The 19,059-nt window shown below is 71.6% G+C and carries 17 protein-coding genes; 13 read left to right on the top strand and 4 right to left on the bottom strand.

What is annotated here, in order from left to right:
* Window positions 1-73: 73 nt before the first annotated feature.
* On the bottom strand, window positions 74-874 hold the full coding sequence (locus OG303_RS12440) for an IclR family transcriptional regulator (protein WP_405867833.1): 801 nt from the start codon (window positions 872-874) through the stop codon (window positions 74-76).
* A gap of 272 nt (window positions 875-1,146) precedes the next feature.
* Between OG303_RS12440 and allB the strand changes: the two genes are divergently transcribed.
* Both allB and alc read left to right on the top strand, forming a co-directional pair.
* Entirely contained in the window at window positions 1,147-2,487 is a 1,341-nt protein-coding gene (allB, locus tag OG303_RS12435) for an allantoinase AllB (protein WP_405867831.1), read from the top strand.
* Between the two features lie 135 nt (window positions 2,488-2,622).
* Window positions 2,623-3,738, top strand: a complete 1,116-nt coding sequence (gene alc, locus OG303_RS12430) for an allantoicase (protein WP_405867829.1) — start codon at window positions 2,623-2,625, stop codon at window positions 3,736-3,738.
* Window positions 3,739-3,835: 97 nt separating this feature from the next.
* Here the strand turns inward: alc and OG303_RS12425 are convergent, their stop codons facing one another.
* Window positions 3,836-4,582, bottom strand: a complete 747-nt coding sequence (locus OG303_RS12425) for a 3-oxoacyl-ACP reductase family protein (RefSeq protein WP_405867827.1) — start codon at window positions 4,580-4,582, stop codon at window positions 3,836-3,838.
* 178 nt (window positions 4,583-4,760) lie between these two features.
* On the opposite strand from OG303_RS12425, the gene OG303_RS12420 reads away from it, so the two are divergent.
* From OG303_RS12420 to OG303_RS12405, 4 genes are all read left to right on the top strand, one after another.
* On the top strand, window positions 4,761-5,573 hold the full coding sequence (locus OG303_RS12420) for an AIM24 family protein (protein WP_405867825.1): 813 nt from the start codon (window positions 4,761-4,763) through the stop codon (window positions 5,571-5,573).
* 98 nt (window positions 5,574-5,671) lie between these two features.
* Window positions 5,672-6,298, top strand: a complete 627-nt coding sequence (locus OG303_RS12415) for a dihydrofolate reductase family protein (RefSeq protein WP_405867823.1) — start codon at window positions 5,672-5,674, stop codon at window positions 6,296-6,298.
* A gap of 91 nt (window positions 6,299-6,389) precedes the next feature.
* Window positions 6,390-7,295, top strand: coding sequence for a DMT family transporter (locus OG303_RS12410; RefSeq protein ID WP_405867821.1), 906 nt, complete (start codon window positions 6,390-6,392; stop codon window positions 7,293-7,295).
* An 86-nt stretch (window positions 7,296-7,381) separates the two neighbouring features.
* The gene (locus tag OG303_RS12405; protein ID WP_405867819.1) at window positions 7,382-7,777 is read left to right on the top strand and encodes a ribonuclease domain-containing protein; all 396 of its coding nucleotides are present in this window, start codon (window positions 7,382-7,384) and stop codon (window positions 7,775-7,777) included.
* Window positions 7,778-7,879: 102 nt separating this feature from the next.
* On the opposite strand, the gene OG303_RS12400 is transcribed toward OG303_RS12405, so the two are convergent.
* Entirely contained in the window at window positions 7,880-8,080 is a 201-nt protein-coding gene (locus OG303_RS12400) for a hypothetical protein (protein ID WP_405867817.1), read from the bottom strand.
* Between the two features lie 180 nt (window positions 8,081-8,260).
* On the opposite strand from OG303_RS12400, the gene OG303_RS12395 reads away from it, so the two are divergent.
* The 3 genes from OG303_RS12395 (at window position 8,261) to OG303_RS12385 (ending at window position 11,499) form a co-directional block, all read left to right on the top strand.
* On the top strand, window positions 8,261-9,517 hold the full coding sequence (locus tag OG303_RS12395) for a sensor histidine kinase (protein WP_405867815.1): 1,257 nt from the start codon (window positions 8,261-8,263) through the stop codon (window positions 9,515-9,517).
* A gap of 46 nt (window positions 9,518-9,563) precedes the next feature.
* Window positions 9,564-10,244 carry a response regulator gene (locus tag OG303_RS12390; RefSeq protein WP_405867813.1) on the top strand — a complete coding sequence of 227 codons (681 nt, stop codon included), beginning with the start codon at window positions 9,564-9,566 and terminating at the stop codon, window positions 10,242-10,244.
* Window positions 10,245-10,314: 70 nt separating this feature from the next.
* Window positions 10,315-11,499 carry a cytochrome P450 gene (locus tag OG303_RS12385; protein ID WP_405867811.1) on the top strand — a complete coding sequence of 395 codons (1,185 nt, stop codon included), beginning with the start codon at window positions 10,315-10,317 and terminating at the stop codon, window positions 11,497-11,499.
* A gap of 70 nt (window positions 11,500-11,569) precedes the next feature.
* Here OG303_RS12385 and OG303_RS12380 read toward each other — a convergent pair whose 3' ends face one another.
* Window positions 11,570-12,592, bottom strand: coding sequence for a Gfo/Idh/MocA family oxidoreductase (locus tag OG303_RS12380; protein WP_405867809.1), 1,023 nt, complete (start codon window positions 12,590-12,592; stop codon window positions 11,570-11,572).
* A 129-nt stretch (window positions 12,593-12,721) separates the two neighbouring features.
* Here OG303_RS12380 and OG303_RS12375 point away from each other — a divergent pair, with 129 nt between their 5' ends.
* The 4 genes from OG303_RS12375 (at window position 12,722) to OG303_RS12360 (ending at window position 18,295) form a co-directional block, all read left to right on the top strand.
* Window positions 12,722-13,459: a GntR family transcriptional regulator gene (locus OG303_RS12375; RefSeq protein WP_405877219.1), complete on the top strand. Its 738-nt coding sequence runs from the start codon at window positions 12,722-12,724 to the stop codon at window positions 13,457-13,459.
* 171 nt (window positions 13,460-13,630) lie between these two features.
* The gene (locus tag OG303_RS12370) at window positions 13,631-14,779 is read left to right on the top strand and encodes an ROK family glucokinase (protein ID WP_405867807.1); all 1,149 of its coding nucleotides are present in this window, start codon (window positions 13,631-13,633) and stop codon (window positions 14,777-14,779) included.
* Entirely contained in the window at window positions 14,776-15,357 is a 582-nt protein-coding gene (locus tag OG303_RS12365; protein ID WP_405867805.1) for a sugar kinase, read from the top strand. Before OG303_RS12370 ends, OG303_RS12365 begins: the two co-directional genes overlap by 4 nt.
* A 100-nt stretch (window positions 15,358-15,457) precedes the next feature.
* Window positions 15,458-18,295: an SNF2-related protein gene (locus OG303_RS12360; protein WP_405867803.1), complete on the top strand. Its 2,838-nt coding sequence runs from the start codon at window positions 15,458-15,460 to the stop codon at window positions 18,293-18,295.
* Window positions 18,296-19,059 lie beyond the last annotated feature (764 nt).

Genomic DNA, 19,059 nt, shown 5'->3' with positions numbered 1-19,059 from the left:
TCCCCCTGCCTCCAGGCTGGGCCCCGGGGGTCCGCACCGCGCCCGGGGCGCACCTGGCGACGTACTAGACGTACTACTGGACTGCCGGCCCCGAGGTCGCCAGTGCCACCGACAGTTCCGACGCCACCTGCTGCAGTACGGGGACGATCTTGTCCGTCGCCGCCTCGGTGACCCGGCCCGCGGGACCGGAGATCGAAATGGCCGCGGCGGTGGGGGAGTTGGGCACGGAGACGGCGAGGCAGCGGACGCCGATCTCCTGCTCGTTGTCGTCGATCGCGTAGCCGGCCCGGCGTACGTCCTCCAGGGCGGCCAGGAAGCCGTCCGGGGTGGTGATCGTCTTCTCCGTCGCGGCCGGCATGCCGGTGCGGGAGAGCAGGGCGCGCACCTCGTCGTCCGGGGTGTTCGCGAGCAGGGCCTTGCCGACGCCCGTGGAGTGCGGCAGGACGCGGCGGCCGACCTCGGTGAACATGCGCATCGAGTGCTTGGACGGCACCTGGGCGACGTACACGATCTCGTCGCCGTCGAGCAGCGCCATGTTCGCCGTCTCGCCGGTCTCCTCGACCAGACGGGCCAGATAGGGGCGGGCCCAGGTGCCGAGCAGCCGCGCGGCGGACTCGCCGAGGCGGATCAGGCGCGGGCCGAGCGCATACCGGCGGTTGGGCTGCTGGCGGACGTACCCGCAGGCCACGAGCGTGCGCATCAGACGGTGAATGGTGGGCAGCGGCAGTCCGCTGCTCGCGGAGAGCTCGCTCAGTCCGACCTCGCCGCCCGCATCTGCCATCCGCTCGAGCAGGTCGAAGGCGCGCTCGAGGGACTGGACTCCGCCGCTGGCGGACTTCGCGGAGTCGGTGGTGCTGGCGCTGGACGTCGGCACGGCGCGTTCCTTTCGGGACTGGCAGGAAGGGCAGAAGCCTACCCGGCAGTCGGTTGACTCCCTGCTTGTACGTAGCTACGTTCTGCTTGATGGAATTCTAATTCCGCTTTGTGGAAACGTCCAGAGTGGATGCGGAGGGTGCACTGTGGAGAAGTGTGCCCTTGACGGCGCGGAAGTGGGAGTGAAGACTCCTTCAACAGAAAGTTGAATTCCGTTACGTGGAAGTAAATCGCGTACGCGGAAGTAGATCGCGGCGGCTGAGAGGGGTCCGGGTGTCCGACGTAGAACTGGTGCTGCGCTCGACACGCGTCATCACGCCCGAGGGGACGCGTGCCGCCTCGGTCACGGTCGCGGGCGGCAGGATCACGGCCGTCCAGCCGTACGACGCCGAAGTGCCGTCCGGTGCCCGTGTGGAGGACTTCGGCGACGACGTCCTGCTGCCCGGCCTGGTGGACACACACGTGCATGTCAACGACCCGGGTCGCACCGAGTGGGAGGGCTTCTGGACCGCCACGCGCGCGGCGGCGGCCGGCGGCATCACCACCCTCGTCGACATGCCGCTCAACTCCCTCCCGCCGACGACGACGGTGGACAACCTCCGTACCAAGAAGGACGTCGCGGCCGACAAGGCCCACATCGACGTGGGCTTCTGGGGCGGTGCCCTGCCGGACAACGTCAAGGACCTGCGCCCGCTGCAGGAGGCCGGCGTCTTCGGCTTCAAGGCGTTCCTGTCGCCGTCCGGCGTGGACGAGTTCCCGCACCTCGGTCAGGACCAACTCGCCCAGTCCCTGGCCGAGATCGCCTCCTTCGACGGTCTGCTGATCGTGCACGCCGAGGACCCGCACCACCTGGACGCCGCCCCTCAGCACGGCGGCCCGAAGTACACCGACTTCCTCGCCAGCCGCCCGCGCGACGCCGAGGACACGGCGATCGCCCAGCTCATCGCCCAGGCGAAGCGCCTGAACGCGCGCGTGCACGTGCTGCACCTGTCGTCGAGCGACGCGCTGCCGCTGATTGCCGCGGCCAAGGCGGAGGGCGTCCGCATCACGGTCGAGACCTGCCCCCACTACCTGACCCTCACCGCCGAGGAAGTCCCGGACGGGGCGAGCGAGTTCAAGTGCTGCCCGCCCATCCGCGAGGCCGCCAACCAGGACCTGCTGTGGCAGGCACTGGCGGACGGCACCATCAACTGCGTGGTCACCGACCACTCGCCGTCCACGGCCGACCTGAAGACGGACGACTTCGCGACCGCCTGGGGCGGAATCTCCGGTCTGCAGCTGAGCCTGGCGGCGGTGTGGACGGAGGCCCGCAGGCGCGGTCACGGCCTGGAGGACGTGGTGCGCTGGATGTCCTCACGGACGTCGGAACTCGTGGGCCTGGACGCGCGCAAGGGCGCCATCGAGGCCGGCCGCGACGCCGACTTCGCGGTCCTCGCGCCCGACGAGACGTTCACCGTGGACCCGGCGGCCCTCCAGCACCGCAACCGCGTGACGGCGTACGCGGGCAAGACCCTTTACGGCGTGGTGAAGTCGACCTGGTTGCGCGGCGAACGCATCGTGGCGGACGGCGAGTTCACGGACCCGAAGGGTCAACTCCTCACCCGCACCCCTTGATCCACACCTCCACACCCTCCCCTCATCCATACCTCCACTCCTCCGCTCCTGTAGTCCGGCACTCCTCCGCTTCTCCATCCCTCCGCTTCTCCCGCACCCGCAGCGGCCGACTCCCGAAAGGAACCCCTGATCATCGTGACGGCGATTCCGAGCTTCACCGGCGACTCGAACCCCTACGGAGGCGGTGACCCGTACGCCGACTACCGCACCGCCGACCTCCCGTTCACCCAGTACGCCAACCTCGCCGACCGGCAGCTCGGCGCCGGAGTCATCGCCGCCAACGACGAGTTCTTCGCCCAGCGCGAGAACCTGCTGGTTCCCGAGCGCGCCGAGTTCGACCCCGAGCACTTCGGGCACAAGGGCAAGATCATGGACGGCTGGGAGACGCGACGGCGCCGCGGGGCCTCGGCCGACCATCCGTGGCCGACGGCCGAGGACCACGACTGGGCGCTGGTGAGGCTGGGCGCGCCGGGTGTCGTACGGGGCATCGTCGTCGACACGGCCCACTTCCGCGGCAACTACCCGCAGGCGGTGTCGGTCGAGGGCACATCGGTGCCGGGTTCCCCGTCGCCGGCGGAACTCCTCGGTGACGACGTGAAGTGGACGACGCTGGTCCCGCGCACACCGGTCGGCGGCCACGCGGCCAACGGCTTCGCCGTGTCGGTCGAGCAGCGCTTCACGCACCTGCGCGTCAACCAGCACCCCGACGGGGGCATCGCGCGCCTGCGGGTGTACGGCGAGGTCGTCCCGGACCCGGGGTGGCTGGCGACGCTGGGCACCTTCGACGTCGTAGCCCTGGAGAACGGCGGGCAGGCCGAGGACGCCTCCAACCTCTTCTACTCCCCGGCCACGAACACCATCCAGCCGGGTCGCTCCCGCAAGATGGACGACGGCTGGGAGACCCGCCGGCGGCGGGACCAGGGCAACGACTGGATCCGGTACCGCCTCGCTGCTCAGTCCGAGATTCGCGCGATCGAGATCGACACGGCGTATCTGAAGGGGAACAGTGCGGGGTGGGCGTCGGTGGCGGTGAAGGACGGGGAGACCGGTGACTGGCGCGAGGTCCTTCCGCGTACGCGGCTCCAGCCCGACACCAACCACCGCTTTGTGCTGCCGACTTCGGCGGTCGGCACCCACGCGCGCGTGGACATCTATCCCGACGGGGGGATCTCGCGGCTGCGGCTGTTCGGCTCGCTGACGGAGAGCGGTGCGGCGGGGCTGGCGGCTCGGCATCAGGAGCTGGGTGGCTGAGGCAGGGTCTTTCTCGCCCCCGCCGCCCCTTCCCATTCCCGTCCCCTGGGGGCTCGGGACGGGTAGGGGCGGCGGGGGCGAGAACACCACGGCGACGTCACGCCGCATACCCCCCGTCCACCGAGAACTCCGCCCCGGTGACGTACTCCGCCCCCGCCAGATACACCACCATCCCCGCGACCTCCTCCACCGTCCCGAACCGCCCCACCGCGGTCATCGCCGCCTGCCCACCCGCATACGGCCCGTCCGCCGGATTCATGTCCGTGTCGATCGGACCGGGATGAACGACGTTCGCCGTGATCCCGCGCCCGCCCAGCTCCCTCGCCAGGGCCTTCGTAAGACCGATCAACGCCGACTTGCTCGTCGCGTACAACACCCCGCCCATCCCCGGCACCCGCTGCGTCATGCACGAGCCGATCGTGATGATCCGCCCACCGGACGGCATCCGCGCGGCGGCGGCCTGCGAGGTGAGGAACACGCCACGGACGTTCACGGCGAGGACGCGGTCGACGTCGGCGAGCGACAGGTCGGACAGCGGACCGAGCACGCCGACGCCCGCGTTGTTCACCAGCACGTCGACCCCGCCCAGCGCCTCCGCCGTACGTTCCACCGCCCCCGCCGCCTCGTCCGCGTCCGAGGAGTCCGCGCGCAGGGCCACGGCCCGCCGTCCCAGCGCCTCGATCCGCCGTACGACGTCCTCGGCCGCCTCCTTGCCGTTCACATACGTCACGGCCACGTCCGCACCCTCCCGGGCGAGCCGCAGTGCCGTCGCCGCGCCGATGCCGCGGCTGCCGCCGGTGACCAGGGCGACCTTGCCGTGCAGGGCTGCGTGAGTGGTCGTCATGGGTTCGCTGAAAGTCGTCATGGACCCATCCCAGCGGCCGACGCACCGCCGTGCTGGCGGCGAACGGACACGGAGATCGAGAAGACCGAGGAGACCGCGGAGGTCAAGGAGACCGAGTGGCCTGAAACCCTCCGGATCCGGCCGGAACTCTTTCCTCCACCTCCCGCGTTCTCCCCACGTGACCCTTCAGCAAGAGATCGTCGGCAACGCCATGCAGATGGCGATCGTCAACCTGCGCCCCGGCCAGACCGTGTACTGCGAGGCGGGCAAGTTCCTGTTCAAGACGACGAACGTGACCATGGAGACCCGCCTCTCCGGTCCGTCGGGCGGCGGCGGGCAGGCGCAGGGCGGAGGCGGCGGCATGGGCGGCATGCTGCGCCAGGCCATGGGCACCGCCATGCAGGCCGGCCAGCGCATGCTCGCGGGCGAGTCGCTGGCGTTCCAGTACTTCAGCGCACAGGGCGCTGAAGGGACCGTCGGCTTCGCGGGCGTGCTCCCCGGCGAGATGCGCGCCCTTGAACTCGACGGCACGCGCGCGTGGTTCGCCGAGAAGGACGCCTTCGTCGCCGCCGAGTCCTCCGTCGACTTCGGCATCGCCTTCCAGGGCGGCCGCACCGGCAGGAGCGGCGGCGAGGGCTTCATCCTGGAGAAGTTCACCGGGCACGGCACGGTGATCATCGCGGGCGCCGGCAACTTCATCGACCTCAACCCGGCCGACTTCGGCGGCCGCATCGAGGTCGACACGGGCTGCGTCGTCGCCTTCGAGGAGGGCATCCAGTACGGCGTCCAGCGCATCGGCGGCCTCAACCGCCAGGGCATGATGAACGCCGTCTTCGGCGGCGAGGGCCTGTCCCTGGCCACCCTGGAGGGCAACGGCCGGGTGATCCTGCAGTCCCTCACCATCGAAAGCCTGGCGAACGCCCTGAAGAAGGCCCAGGGCGGCGACAAGCAGGGCCCGACGGGCGGCCTCTTCTCGACGAACGCCGGGTGAGGCGCCGTACGGCCCGTACGGCCGACCGATGAGTTGCGGGAGCCGGTGGGGTCTGAGGTGATGACAGCAGACCCCACACCAGGAAGCAGGGACCCGCCATGGGCAAGCTCGTCTCCCAGATGTTCGTCTCCCTCGACGGTGTCTACCAGGCGCCCGGCGGCCCCCAGGAGGACCCGCGGGGCGGCTTCGAGCAGGGCGGCTGGACCGTCCCGTACAGCGACGAGGACTTCGGCCGGTTCGTCACCGAGGTGTTCGGCGATGTCGGCGCGTTCCTCCTCGGCCGCCGTACGTACGACATCTTCGCCTCGTTCTGGCCGAAGGTGACCGACCCGGCCGACCCCGTCGCCTCGAAGCTCAACGCCCTGCCGAAGTACGTCGCCTCCTCGACCCTCACCGCCCCCGAGTGGGCCGGCACCACCGTGATCAGCGGCGACCTCGCCAAGGAGGTCACCGCCCTCAAGGAGCGCACCGACGGTGAGGTCCAGCTCCACGGCAGCGGGGCCCTCGTGCAGTCCCTGCTGGCCCTCGGCCTCGTCGACACGCTCCACCTGATGACCTTCCCGGTCGTGCTCGGCGCCGGCCGCCGCTTCTTCGCCGAGGGCGGCCTACCGACCGCCTTCAAACACCGCGGCGGGCTCATCACCTCGACGGGCGTCTCCATCCAGACGTACGACCTGGCAGGACGGCCGGAATACGGCTCGTACGAGCTCCCCGAAAACGCCTAGCCGAGGATCGGCGGCGCCGGTACGGTGATCGCTCCGCGTGCGAGCCGCCGATGTCTCCACATCACAGAGGGAGACCGGGAGCGCCGCCCTGATGTCCTCGATCGCCGTACCGGGCGCCCTCGCGCCCCGCCGAGCCTGGCTCACCGACCTGCCCGTGCTGTTCGTGGCGGTCGTGTGGGGCGCGAGCTATCTCGCCGCCAAGGACATCACCACCGCACGGACCGTCGTCGCGGTCCTGGTGCTGCGCTTCGCCCTCGTCCTGCCCGTGCTGGCGGCCGTCGGCCGGCGCTCACTGCGCGCCCTCACCGCCGCCCAGTGGCGCGGCGCCGGTCTGCTCGGGCTGATCCTCAGCGGGATCTTCCTGCTGGAGACGTACGGCGTCGTCCACACCTCGGCGACCAACGCCGGCCTCATCATCAGCCTCACCATGATCTTCACCCCGCTCGCCGAGGCCGCCGCCACCCGCGTCAGGCCCCCGCGCGCGTTCCTCGCGGCGGCCGGCCTCTCCGTGCTCGGCGTCGTCCTGCTCACCCAGGGCGGCGGCTTCACCCGTCCCTCGCTGGGCGACCTGCTGATGCTGCTCGCCGCCCTCGCCCGCACCCTGCACGTCCTCGCCATGTCCCGCATCAAGGCCGTCCAGGGCGCCGACGCGCTGCCGCTGACCACCGTCCAACTGGGCGCCGCCGTCGTGGTGTTCGCGGTCCTGTCGGCCGGCGCCGACACCACCCCGTGGGGCACGGCGGCCGGTTTCGGGGTGCGCGAGTGGGCGGGGCTGATCTTCCTGTCCGTGTTCTGCACGCTGTTCGCGTTCTTCGTGCAGATGTGGGCCGTGCGCCGCACCTCCCCCTCACGCGTCAGCCTGCTGCTCGGCACCGAGCCCCTGTGGGCCGCCGCGGCCGGCATCGCGCTCGGCGGTGAACGGTTCGGGGCGCTCGGGCTGGCGGGCGGTGCGCTGGTACTGGTGGGGACCGCGTGGGGACGCAGGGCGGCAGGTTAACTCGCGGAAAACTCATCGGACTTGACGGGAAAATCTGCGGGCTTGTCATTGACATGCCACTGTCTACGCGCGTCATTATGAGGTTCATGAGATTCCCCCCACGTGCAACACGCATTGGCGCAGCTGCCGCTCTCCTGTCCGCCCTGGTCGTGGGCGGCACCGTCTCCGCCACCACGGCGGACGCCGCTGCCACCTCCGTCGGCAGCATCTGCTACAGCACCCTGCCCTCGCAGGCGTACGACACCCTCGACCTGATCGCGCAGGGCGGCCCCTACCCGTACTCGCAGGACGGCACCGTCTTCTCGAACCGCGAAGGCGTCCTCCCCAGTCAGGCGTCCGGTTACTACCACGAGTACACGGTCAAGACTCCTGGCTCGTCCACGCGCGGAGCTCGCCGGATCGTCACTGGTGAGGAGACCCAGGAGGACTACTACACCTCGGACCACTACGCCACGTTCGACCTGATCGACTTCGGCTGCTGAGCGACTTCCCCCGCTGAGCGAGTCTCCCTTCCGCAGTGAAGGGGCCGAAGTGATCACGGTCGCCGAGGGAACGGTGCGACCAGCCGGAAGTCCGGTACGCGCTCATCCGGGCTTCCGGCTCTCCGCGGCGGCGAACAGCGCGAACGCCAGCACCACCAGGGCGACGCTCGCGTAGATCCCGTAGCCGTCGAGGAAGCCGAGCCGTTGCACGAGGCCCACATGCCAGTGGGTGAACTCGTGGAGCAGGCCCAGCACGCCCTGTACCAGGGCGATCAGTCCGAGTACCTCCAGCAGCTGCTTCATGCCACGACCCTCGCCCCGCGGACCCCCCACAGACATCGGCCGCGGGGCGAGTCGTGCCCGACGGAAGTTCCCCGTCCCGCGGGACCGGGTGAGCCGAAAGTCTCCGGTGGTGCGACTTTGGTCGGGGATCCCCTCGCGTGGAGGGCTGACGGGCGCCATCACTGCGTAGATTTGTCGACCGTGAGTGATGACAAGCCGACGCCTGCCGCAACGGGGGTCATCGGGCGCAGATGGTTGTTTCCGTCGGCCCTGCTCCACGAACTCGACCCCGACGCCGGGCGGTCGGGCCGATCCGGGCGGCCCCGGCGCACCGCGCGCGACTGGATCGTCGACTTCACCTGCTTCCTGCTCGCCGTCGGCCTGGGCGTGGCGGCCGCGGACACCCTGAGCCACGACGCCCACACCCCGCACGCCCTCGCCGTCGTCGACCAGTTGCTCGGTGCGCTGGCCTGCGGGGCGGTGTGGCTGCGCCGCCGCTGGCCGCTCGGGCTCGCCATCGCGATGCTCCCCGTCGGCCTGGTGTCGAACACGTCGGGCGGCGCCGGCATCGTCGTGCTGTTCACCCTCGCCGTGCACCGGCCCTTCCGGTACGTCGCCTGCATCGGCGGCGTCTCGCTCGCGCTGTTCCCTCTGCTCTTCTGGCTGCGCCCGGACCCCGACCTGCCGTACGCGGGGGCGGTCGCGTTCACCGAGCTGCTCACCCTCACCGTCATCGGCTGGGGCATGTTCGTACGGTCGAAGCGCCAGCTCATGCTGAGCCTGCGCGACCGCGCCCGGCGCGCCGAGACGGAGGCGCAGCTGCGCGCCGAGCAGGCGCAGCGGCTCGCCCGCGAGGCCATCGCCCGCGAGATGCACGACGTCCTCGCGCACCGGCTGACGCTGCTGAGCGTGCACGCGGGTGCCCTGGAGTTCCGGCCCGACGCACCCCAGGAGGAGATCGCGCGGGCGGCCGGAGTCATCCGCGAGAGTGCGCACGAGGCCCTCCAGGACCTGCGGGAGATCATCGGCGTCCTGCGCGCGGGCGAGTCCGACGACGCGGGCCGGCCGCAGCCGACGCTCGCCGCCCTGGACGCGTTGGTCACCGAGTGCCGCGAGGCCGGCATGAAGGTCACCCTCGCGAACCGCGTCACCGACCCCGCCGCCGTCCCCGCCTCCGTCGGCCGCACCGCGTACCGCATCGCCCAGGAGGCCCTGACCAACGCCCGCAAGCACGCCCCCGGCACGGAGGTCGCGGTCTCCGTCACGGGCGCCCCGGGTGACGGCCTCGTCGTGGACGTACGAAATCCCGCTCCGGAGGGCGAAGTTCCGTCCGTCCCCGGCTCCGGGCAGGGCCTGATCGGGTTGACGGAACGGGCCACGCTGGCCGGCGGCCGGCTGGAGCACGGGGCGGAGGCGGGCGGGGGATTCCGGGTGCGGGCCTGGCTGCCCTGGGGATGAGGCGACCGGGCGCGGCGCACCTGCCCACCGTGATTACGTAAGGCCCATGACTGCGATCAGACTGCTCCTCGTCGACGACGACCCCCTGGTTCGGGCAGGGCTGTCCCTGATGATGGGCGGCGCCGACGACATCGAGATCGTCGGTGAGGCCGCCGACGGCACCGAGGTCGAGGCACTCGTCGACCGCACCCGCCCGGACGTGGTCCTCATGGACATCAGGATGCCGTCGGTGGACGGCCTCACGGCCACGGAGCTGCTGCGGGCCCGCAAGGACGCCCCGCAGGTCGTGGTCCTCACCACCTTCCACGCCGACGAACAGGTGCTGCGCGCCCTGCGCGCGGGTGCCGCCGGATTCGTCCTCAAGGACACCCCGCCCGCCGAGATCGTCGACGCCGTGCGCCGGGTCGCGGTCGGCGACCCCGTGCTGTCGCCCACCGTCACACGGCAGTTGATGGAGCACGCCGTCGGCTCCGGCGCCGACACGCGGCGCACGCACGCGCGCGTGCGCATCGCCGCCCTCAACGACCGCGAACGCGAGGTCGCCGTCGCGGTCGGCCGCGGCCTCTCCAACGCCGAGATCGCCGCCACGCTGTTCATGAGCGTCGCCACCGTCAAGACCCACGTGTCCCGCACCCTGGCCAAGCTCGACCTCAACAACCGTGTGCAGGTCGCCCTGTTGGCGTACGACGCGGGACTTCTGGAGGAACCGGACGGGGACGGGCACTAGCGACGCCCGCCGTGCGTTGTCGATGCACCGGGAGAAATCCGGACGGGGGACGGGGCGGGACGGGGAGCGCATGGCGGAAGTGATCGACCTGGGGGAGTTCGGCGACGGGTTCCGCATGGACCCGCATCCCGTCTACGCGCGGCTGCGCGAGCGCGGACCGGTGCACCGGGTCCGGCTGCCCGCGCCCGACGAGCACCACGAGACCTGGCTCGTCGTCGGGTACGAGGAGGCGCGCACGGCGCTCGCCGATCCGCGGCTGGCCAAGGACGCCGCCAGGATCGGCATGCCGTTCCTCGACGAGGGGCTGATCGGCAAGCATCTGCTGGGCAGCGACCCGCCCCAGCACACGCGTCTGCGCGCACTGGTCTCGAAGGCCTTCACCATGCGTCGCGTGGAGGAACTGCGGCCCAGGATCCAGGAGATCACCGACGAGCTGCTGGACGCGATGCTGCCGCACGGCCGCGCCGACCTCGTGGACTCGTTCGCGTATCCACTGCCGATCACCGTGATCTGCGAGCTGCTCGGCGTACCGGAGATGGACCGCTCGGAGTTCCGCAAGATGTCGACGGAGGCGGTCGCGCCGACCGGCGCGGACAGCGAGCACGCCGCGTTCGTGCGGCTCGCCGAGTACCTGACCGAGCTGATCGAGGACAAGCGGTGCGCCGGACCGAGCGACGACCTGCTCAGCGACCTGATCCGCACCACCGCCGAGGACGGCGACCGGCTCTCCCCGGGCGAACTGCGCGGCATGGCCTTCATCCTGCTCATCGCCGGGCACGAGACGACGGTCAACCTCATCAGCGGCGCCGTCCACGCGCTGCTCACCCACCCGGACCAACTCGCCGCCCTGCGCGCCGACATGAGCCTCGTCGACGGCGCGGTCGAGGAGACGCTGCGCTACGAGGGACCGGTGGAGAACGCCACGTTCCGGTTCGCCGTCGAACCCCTCGACATCGGTGGCACCCAGGTCGAGAAGGGCGACTTCGTGATGATCGGCCTCACCGCCGCCGACCGCGACGGACTGCGCTATCCCGCCCCCGACCACTTCGACATCCGCCGCGACACCCGCAGCCACCTGGCCTTCGGGCACGGCATCCACTACTGCCTGGGCGCCCCCTTGGCCCGCCTCGAAGCCCGCACGGCGATACGCACCCTGCTGGAGCGCGCCCCCGGCCTGACCCTCGACGGCCCGCCCGGCGACTGGCTTCCCGGCATGCTGATGCGCGGAGTGCGCACCCTGCCGGTGCGCTGGTAAGTCCGGCTGTCCGTACGACGGTTGTGGCTGTACGACCGTGTCCTGGCCGAGCGGGGGCCGTACGGCGGTCCTACCTGAACGCCGACTCCACCCCGCCCGGGATCTCCGCGAGCGCGACCGGTCTGCGATTGCGTCGGGACACCTCGCAGGCCTCGGCGATCCGCAGTGCCTGCAGGGCCTCGCGACCGTCGCACGGATTGGCCCGCTGACCGAGCACCACCTCGACGAACGCGGACAGTTCGGCCTCGTAGGCGGGCCCGAAGCGCTCCAGGAAGCCGGTCCACGGCTTGTCCGCGGCCGGCGGCCCGGTCGGCTCCGTGGACGCGATCGGCGTACGGTCGTCCAGGCCGACCACGACCTGGTCGCGCTCCCCGGCCAGCTCCATGCGGACGTCGTAGCCGGCGCCGTTGAGCCGCGTCGCCGTGACCGTGGCGAGGGTGCCGTCGTCGAGCGTGAGCAGCACGGCTCCCGTGTCGACGTCGCCCGCCTCGCGGAACATCGAGGGCCCCGCGTCGGACCCGGCCGCGTACACGTCGACGACCTCGTGCCCCGTCACCCAGCGCAGGACGTCGAAGTCGTGGATCAGCGTGTCCCGGTACAGCCCGCCGGACAGCGGCAGCCACCCGGGCGCGGGAGGCGCCTGGTCGGACGTCAGCGCCCGTACGGTGTGCAGCCGCCCCAGCCGGCCCGAGAGCACCGCGTCCCGCGCGCCCGTGTAGCCCGCGTCGAAGCGCCGCTGGAACCCCATCTGCAGGATCGTCCCGGCCGCCTCGACCTCGGCGATGGCCTGCAGCGTGCCGGGCAGGTCGAGCGCGATGGGCTTCTCGCAGAACACCGGGAGTCCGGAGCGCGCTGCCCGACCGATCAGTTCGGCGTGGGCCGCCGTCGCCGTGGTGATCACCACGCCGTCCACGCCCCATTTGAAGATCTCGTCCACCCCCGGAGCCGCTGTTTCTCCGAGGCGGTGGGCGAGCTCCTGGGCCCGCGTCGGGTCCGCATCGGTGAGGATCAGCGAACCCACCTCACGATTGCGGCTGAGCGTGTTCGCATGAATGGTGCCGATGCGGCCTGTACCGATGACCCCGATGCGCATGGAAACAAAGTGCGGGTTCAGTGCGTACGCTGTCAATGCATATGTCCGGACAATCGAACTACACGACTTCCCGTCAACAACTCACGGAGCTACGCTCGGCCCGTGCCGAAACCAGAAGTGGACCCGACCGTGTCGCTCGAGCTCAGTGTGGACCGGAGCTCTCCGGTGCCGTTGTACTTCCAGCTGTCGCAGCAGCTCGAGGCGGCGATCGAGCATGGCGCGCTCACGCCCGGCAGCCTGCTGGGCAATGAGATCGAACTGGCCGCACGGCTCGGCCTGTCCCGGCCCACCGTCCGCCAGGCCATCCAGTCGCTCGTCGACAAGGGCCTCCTGGTGCGCCGCCGCGGAGTCGGCACGCAGGTGGTGCACAGCCAGGTCAAACGCCCGCTCGAGCTCTCCAGCCTCTACGACGACCTGGAGGCGGCCGGTCAGCGCCCCGCGACGAAGGTGCTGGTCAACACCCTGGTCCCGGCGACCGCCGAGGTCGCCGCCGCCCTCAACGTCGCCGAGGACAGCGACGTGCACCGGGTGGAGCGGCTGCGGCTCGCGCACGGCGAGCCGATGGCGTACCTGTGCAACTTCATCCCGCCCGGCCTGCTCGACCTGGACACCGCGCAGCTGGAGGCCACCGGCCTGTACCGCATGATGCGCGCCGTCGGGATCACGCTGCACAGCGCCCGCCAGACGATCGGCGCCCGCGGTGCCACCGCGGCCGAGGGGGAACGGCTCGCCGAGCCCGAGGGCGCCCCGCTGCTCACCATGCAACGCGTCACCTTCGACGACACCGGCCGCGCGGTCGAGTACGGCAGCCACACCTACCGGCCGTCGCGCTACTCCTTCGAGTTCCAGCTGCTCGTACGGTCATGAGCGCCGCGCCCCTACGGTCCTGAAAGCGACATTCGCGGGGGTCCGATTCGTCGCAATGTCAGGACAATGGCACCGAGTCCTTCCACTGATTCCTGTGTTCGACGATCCGCGGACCCGCCTTTACTCCCCCGCACGGCACCGTGAGTCACGGTGAGGCAGAATCGGGCATTGATGAGCACCTACGGCAACTTCAGCGCCCCCATAGGCTCCAGGCGCGCCCCCGCGCTCCGTACCGTCGGCACCCGGGAGCGCCGCTCGCACCTGACCGCACCCCGTGTGCCCACGGTCGGGATCGACATCGGCGGCACGAAGGTGATGGCGGGCGTCGTCGACGCCGACGGCAACATCCTGGAGAAGCTCCGCGCGGAGACCCCGGACAAGTCCAAGAGCCCCAAGGTCGTCGAGGACACCATCGTCGAACTGGTCCTGGACCTCTCCGACCGGCACGACGTGCACGCGGTGGGCATCGGCGCGGCCGGCTGGGTCGACGCGGACCGCAACCGCGTCCTGTTCGCACCCCACCTGTCCTGGCGCAACGAGCCCCTGCGAGACCGCCTCTCGGGGCGGCTCTCCGTGCCCGTACTGGTCGACAACGACGCCAACACCGCCGCCTGGGCGGAGTGGCGCTTCGGCGCGGGCCGCGGCGAGGACCACCTGGTCATGATCACGCTGGGCACCGGCATCGGCGGCGCGATCCTGGAGGACGGCCAGGTCAAGCGGGGCAAGTACGGCGTCGCGGGCGAGTTCGGCCATATGCAGGTCGTGCCCGCAGGTCACCGCTGCCCGTGCGGCAACCGCGGCTGCTGGGAGCAGTACAGCTCCGGCAACGCGCTGGTCCGCGAGGCCAAGGAACTGGCCGCCGCCGACTCCCCGGTGGCGTACGGGATCATCGAGCACGTCAAGGGCAACATCGACGACATCACCGGGCCGATGATCACCGAGCTGGCCCGCGAGGGCGACGCGATGTGCATCGAGCTGCTGCAGGACATCGGCCAGTGGCTCGGCGTCGGCATCGCGAACCTGGCGGCGGCCCTGGATCCGTCCTGCTTCGTGATCGGCGGTGGCGTCTCGGCCGCCGACGACCTGCTGATCGGCCCCGCGCGGGACGCCTTCAAGCGCCAGCTCACCGGCCGCGGCTACCGCCCCGAGGCCCGCATCGCCCGCGCCCAGCTCGGCCCCGAGGCCGGTATGGTGGGCGCCGCCGACCTCGCCCGCCTGGTCGCCCGCCGCTTCCGCCGCGCCAAGCGCCGCCGGGTCGAGCGCTACGAGCGCTACGAGCGGTACGCACAGACCCGCCGCTCCACCCAGGACACTGCATGACCGCTTCACTGCCACGCCAGGCCGCGCCCCCGGACGAGCCGGCCGGGCCGACCGAGGACCGCCGTCACAAGATCCGCCGCAGGGCGCTCACCCTGCTCATCATCGGGCTGCTCATCGGCGTCCCGGCCGGCTATCTGGTGATCTCCGCCAACCAGAGCCGCAACAGCGGCAAGGACAAGGAGGACAAGTGGGCGGCCACCGGCCTCACCAAGGGCTGGCCGTCGAAGGTGCAGCGCCGCCTCTACCAGGTGCCCATGCCGCACCCGTCGGGCAAGGTCGCGTACTACGAGACGAACAACTGGAAGACCAGCCGTCTCTACGTCCAGTTCCAGACGCCGAAGGCCAACCTGGACGTCTTCCTCAAGGACATGGGCGTCAACCGGTCCGACCTGAAGCGCGGCGACATCACCATCAGCGCCCGCGACCAGAAGATCACCGGCTGGAAGTTCACCCGGCCCGGTCCCTGGTACGGCCTCGTCCACAAGCAGAAGAACCCGAAGCCGACGCAGGACATCGTCGTGAACATGTCCGACCCGAAGAACCCGTTCTTCTACGTCGTCTCCCGCACGGTGCCGTGACGGGGCGGGCCCCGGAGCCGTCGCCGGGGCCGATTGTCAGACCCCGCCCGTAGAGTCGAAGACGTCTGATCCGACACACGGGCGGGAGGTGACAGTTCGTATGAGTGACAAGGCTGCGGTGGCCGGGCGAGCGGGGGAGCGGGAGCCGGGCGCGGGGGAGTCCGTGCCCGTCCGGCTCGCGGCCGTCTTCCTGCCCGCTCCTGTGCCGCGGGACGGCCGGATCGCCTTCTGGGACCCGGAGGACGGCCCGCTGCCCACTGGGGACACCGAGCTCACAGTCGTACGACGACATGGTGCGGGCGTGCGGCGGAAGACCGCCCCCGCGCTGTCCCTCCCGGTCGGCGATGCCCTGCCCCTCCTCGTCCGCGCCCGGCGCGACCCGGCCGCCCACCCCGCCACCGCCTGCTGGGGCGCGGCCGCTCTGCACGCGCTGCGGCTCACCGCGCGGGGACGCCTGCTGCCCGGCCTGACGGCCACCGGCCACGACGCCTGGCGGGCCGGCCCCCTGGACCCGGACGACATCGCGCACATCCGCGCGGTCGCCGCGGCCCTGCCGTACGAGGGCCATGCGGTCCCGCTGCCCGGACCGGGCCCGCTCCGGCTGCCCGAGCCGGAGGCGCTGATGCGCGCCTTCCTGGACGCGGTCGCGGACACCCTGCCCCGCACCCCGGCCGCGCCGCACGCCTCCGGGAAGCCGTTCGCCGACCGCCGCCCGCAGCGCCTGCCCGACGCCCAGGACTGGGCCGCCGAGGTCGCCGCCGGCATGGACGCGGGCGTGCGCATCTCGCTCCGCCTCGACCTGTCGGCGTACGAGCTGTTCGACCGGGACGAGGGAGTGCGCACCGCGGGCGCCGCGATCGTCCAGGTGCACAGCCTCGCTGATCCCACGGTGATCGCCGACGCGGCGGCCCTGTGGGCGGGCGAGGCGGACGCGGCGTTCGGCCCACGCGCACGCGTGGACGCTGCCCTCGCCGTGCGGCGCGCGGCCCGGATCTGGCCGCCGCTCGACCGGCTCTCCGAGCAGGACGTGCCCGACGTCCTGGCCCTGTACGACGAGGAGTTGGGCGATCTGCTCGGGGTGGCGGCGACGCGGCTCGCGGCCGCCGGGGTCGCCGTGCACTGGCCCCGGGACCTGGCCCAGGACCTCAGCGCAGCGGCGGTGGTCCGGTCCGCGCCGGGCTCGGCGACCGACGGCACGGGCTTCTTCGAGAGCGAGGAACTCCTCCAGTTCCGCTGGCAGTTGGCGCTCGGCGGCGACCCGCTCAGCGAGGCCGAGATGGACGCACTCGCCGAGGCCCACCGCCCGGTCGTGCGGCTGCGGGATCGCTGGGTGCTCGTCGACCCCGCGTTGGTCCGCAAGGCCCGCAAGCGCGAACTGGGCCTGCTGGACCCGGTCGACGCGCTCTCCGTCGCGCTCAGCGGCAGCGCGGAGGTGGACGGCGAGACGGTCGAGGCGGTGCCGGTCGGCGCCCTGGCCGCCCTGCGCGACCGCCTCACGACGGGGGTCCGCCCCGCCGAGCCTCCGGCGGCCCTCCGGGCCACCCTCCGCGACTATCAACTCCGGGGCCTGGCCTGGCTGGACCTCATGACCTCCCTCGGCCTGGGCGGCTGCCTCGCCGACGACATGGGGCTCGGCAAGACGATCACCGTCATCGCGCTGCACCTCAAGCGCGCCCGCAGCGAACCCACCCTGGTCGTCTGTCCGGCCTCCCTGCTCGGCAACTGGCAGCGGGAGATCAACCGGTTCGCGCCCGGCGTCCCGGTCCGCCGTTTCCACGGTCCGGAGCGCTCTCTGGACGATCTGACCGGCGGCTTCGTCCTGACGACGTACGGCACGATGCGGACGACGGCACCGCGACTGGCCGACCAGCGGTGGGGCATGGTCGTCGCGGACGAGGCGCAGCACGTCAAGAACCCGTACTCGGCGACGGCGAAGGCCCTGCGCACGATCCCGTCCCCCGCGCGCGTGGCCCTCACCGGCACCCCGGTGGAGAACAACCTCTCCGAACTCTGGGCCCTCCTGGACTGGACGACACCGGGACTCCTCGGCCCCCTCAAGTCCTTCCGCGCCCGGCACGCGCGCGCGGTGGAGAACGGCGAGGACGAGGAGGCGGTGACCCGCCTGGCCCGCCTGGTCCGTCCCTTCCTCCTGCGCCGCAAGAAGTCCGACCCCGGCATCGTCCCCGAACTGCCGCCCAAGACGGAGACGGACCACCCGGTACCGCTCACCCGCGAACAGGCGGCGCTGTACGAGGCGGTGGTGCGGGAGTCCATGCTGACCATCGAGACCTCCGAGGGCATCGCCCGCCGGGGCCTGGTGCTCAAGCTCCTCGGCGCGCTGAAGCAGATCTGCAACCACCCCGCGCTGTATCTCAAGGAGGAGGCGGCCCAGGGGGAACGGCTCCTGGCCCGTTCCGGCAAACTCGCCCTCCTGGACGAGCTGTTGGACACGCTGCTGGCGGAGGACGGCTCGGCGATCGTCTTCACGCAGTACGTCGGGATGGCCCGCCTGATCACCGCCCACCTGGCCGCCCGCGCGGTCCCGGTGGAGTTCCTGCACGGCGGCACACCGGTACCGGAGCGCGAACGCATGGTGGACCGCTTCCAGAGCGGTTCGACCCCGATCCTGGTGCTGTCGCTCAAGGCGGCCGGCACCGGCCTGAACCTCACGCGCGCGGGCCACGTCATCCACTTCGACCGCTGGTGGAACCCGGCCGTCGAGGAACAGGCCACCGACCGTGCCTACCGCATCGGCCAGACCCAGCCGGTCCAGGTCCACCGCCTCATCACCGAGGGCACGGTCGAGGACCGCATCGCCGAAATGCTGGAGTCCAAGCGCGCCCTGGCCGACGCCATCCTCGGCTCCGGCGAGTCGGCCCTCACGGAACTGACCGACCGCGACCTCTCCGACCTGGTGTCCCTCCGGAGGCCGACATGACCCCGGGCCCCGCCGACGAGGCCCGCCGGGCACTGCGGGAGGCGCGGGAGCGGGAGGAACGCGGAGCTGAGATGCCCGGGAGCGGGGGGTTCCCGCGGGGGAGGACTGCGGGGCAGGACTCGGCGCGCGGGAGGGCTGCGAGGGATGAGTCGGCGCCGGATGAGGGGGTGGGGCAAGAGCTGACGCCGGGGCGGCAGGTGGCTGAGGAGCCGGTGGCGGAGAGGCCGCCCGAGCGGGAGCAGGCCGCCGAGGAACCCGGCGTACCCCAAGGCGCCGAGGCGCGACCCGCTGACGCCGCCCGCGCGGCGCTGCGTCAGGCGATCGCGGCCAGGCGTGGCGCGAGCGCTTCGGGCCGGGGGACGGAGGCGGTGTCCTCCGGTCCCGTGTCCGGGAGTTGGGGGTTGCCGGGGTCTTCGAGGCCTTCGGAGTCTTCGGGGTCGGAAGGGGCAGTCGGGGAGGTTCCGGTTACTTCGCTCAGTGGGGTAGCCGACGGGGACGAGTCTGCTCGGGCGGCAGGCTCCGGCCGGCGTGGCGTGGAGGGAAGTGATCCGTCACGGACTGCGGAGACGGTGGCGTCTGGTTCGGTGTCGGGAGGCTCGGGTGAGGGCGCATCGGGCGTGACGTCGAGCGCGGAAGCCGGGGTGGACGAGCCCGGTCAGGGGGCAGGCTCCGGTCGGCGTGGAGTGGATGAAGGTGTCGCGGTTCGGACTGCGGACATCGTGGCGTCTGGTTCGCCGTCGGGAGGCTTGGGTGGGGGCCCATCG

This window comes from Streptomyces sp. NBC_00005 (assembly GCF_045160215.1).
Taxonomy (GTDB): domain Bacteria; phylum Actinomycetota; class Actinomycetes; order Streptomycetales; family Streptomycetaceae; genus Streptomyces.
This window is presented reverse-complemented; position numbering and strand designations above follow the sequence as displayed.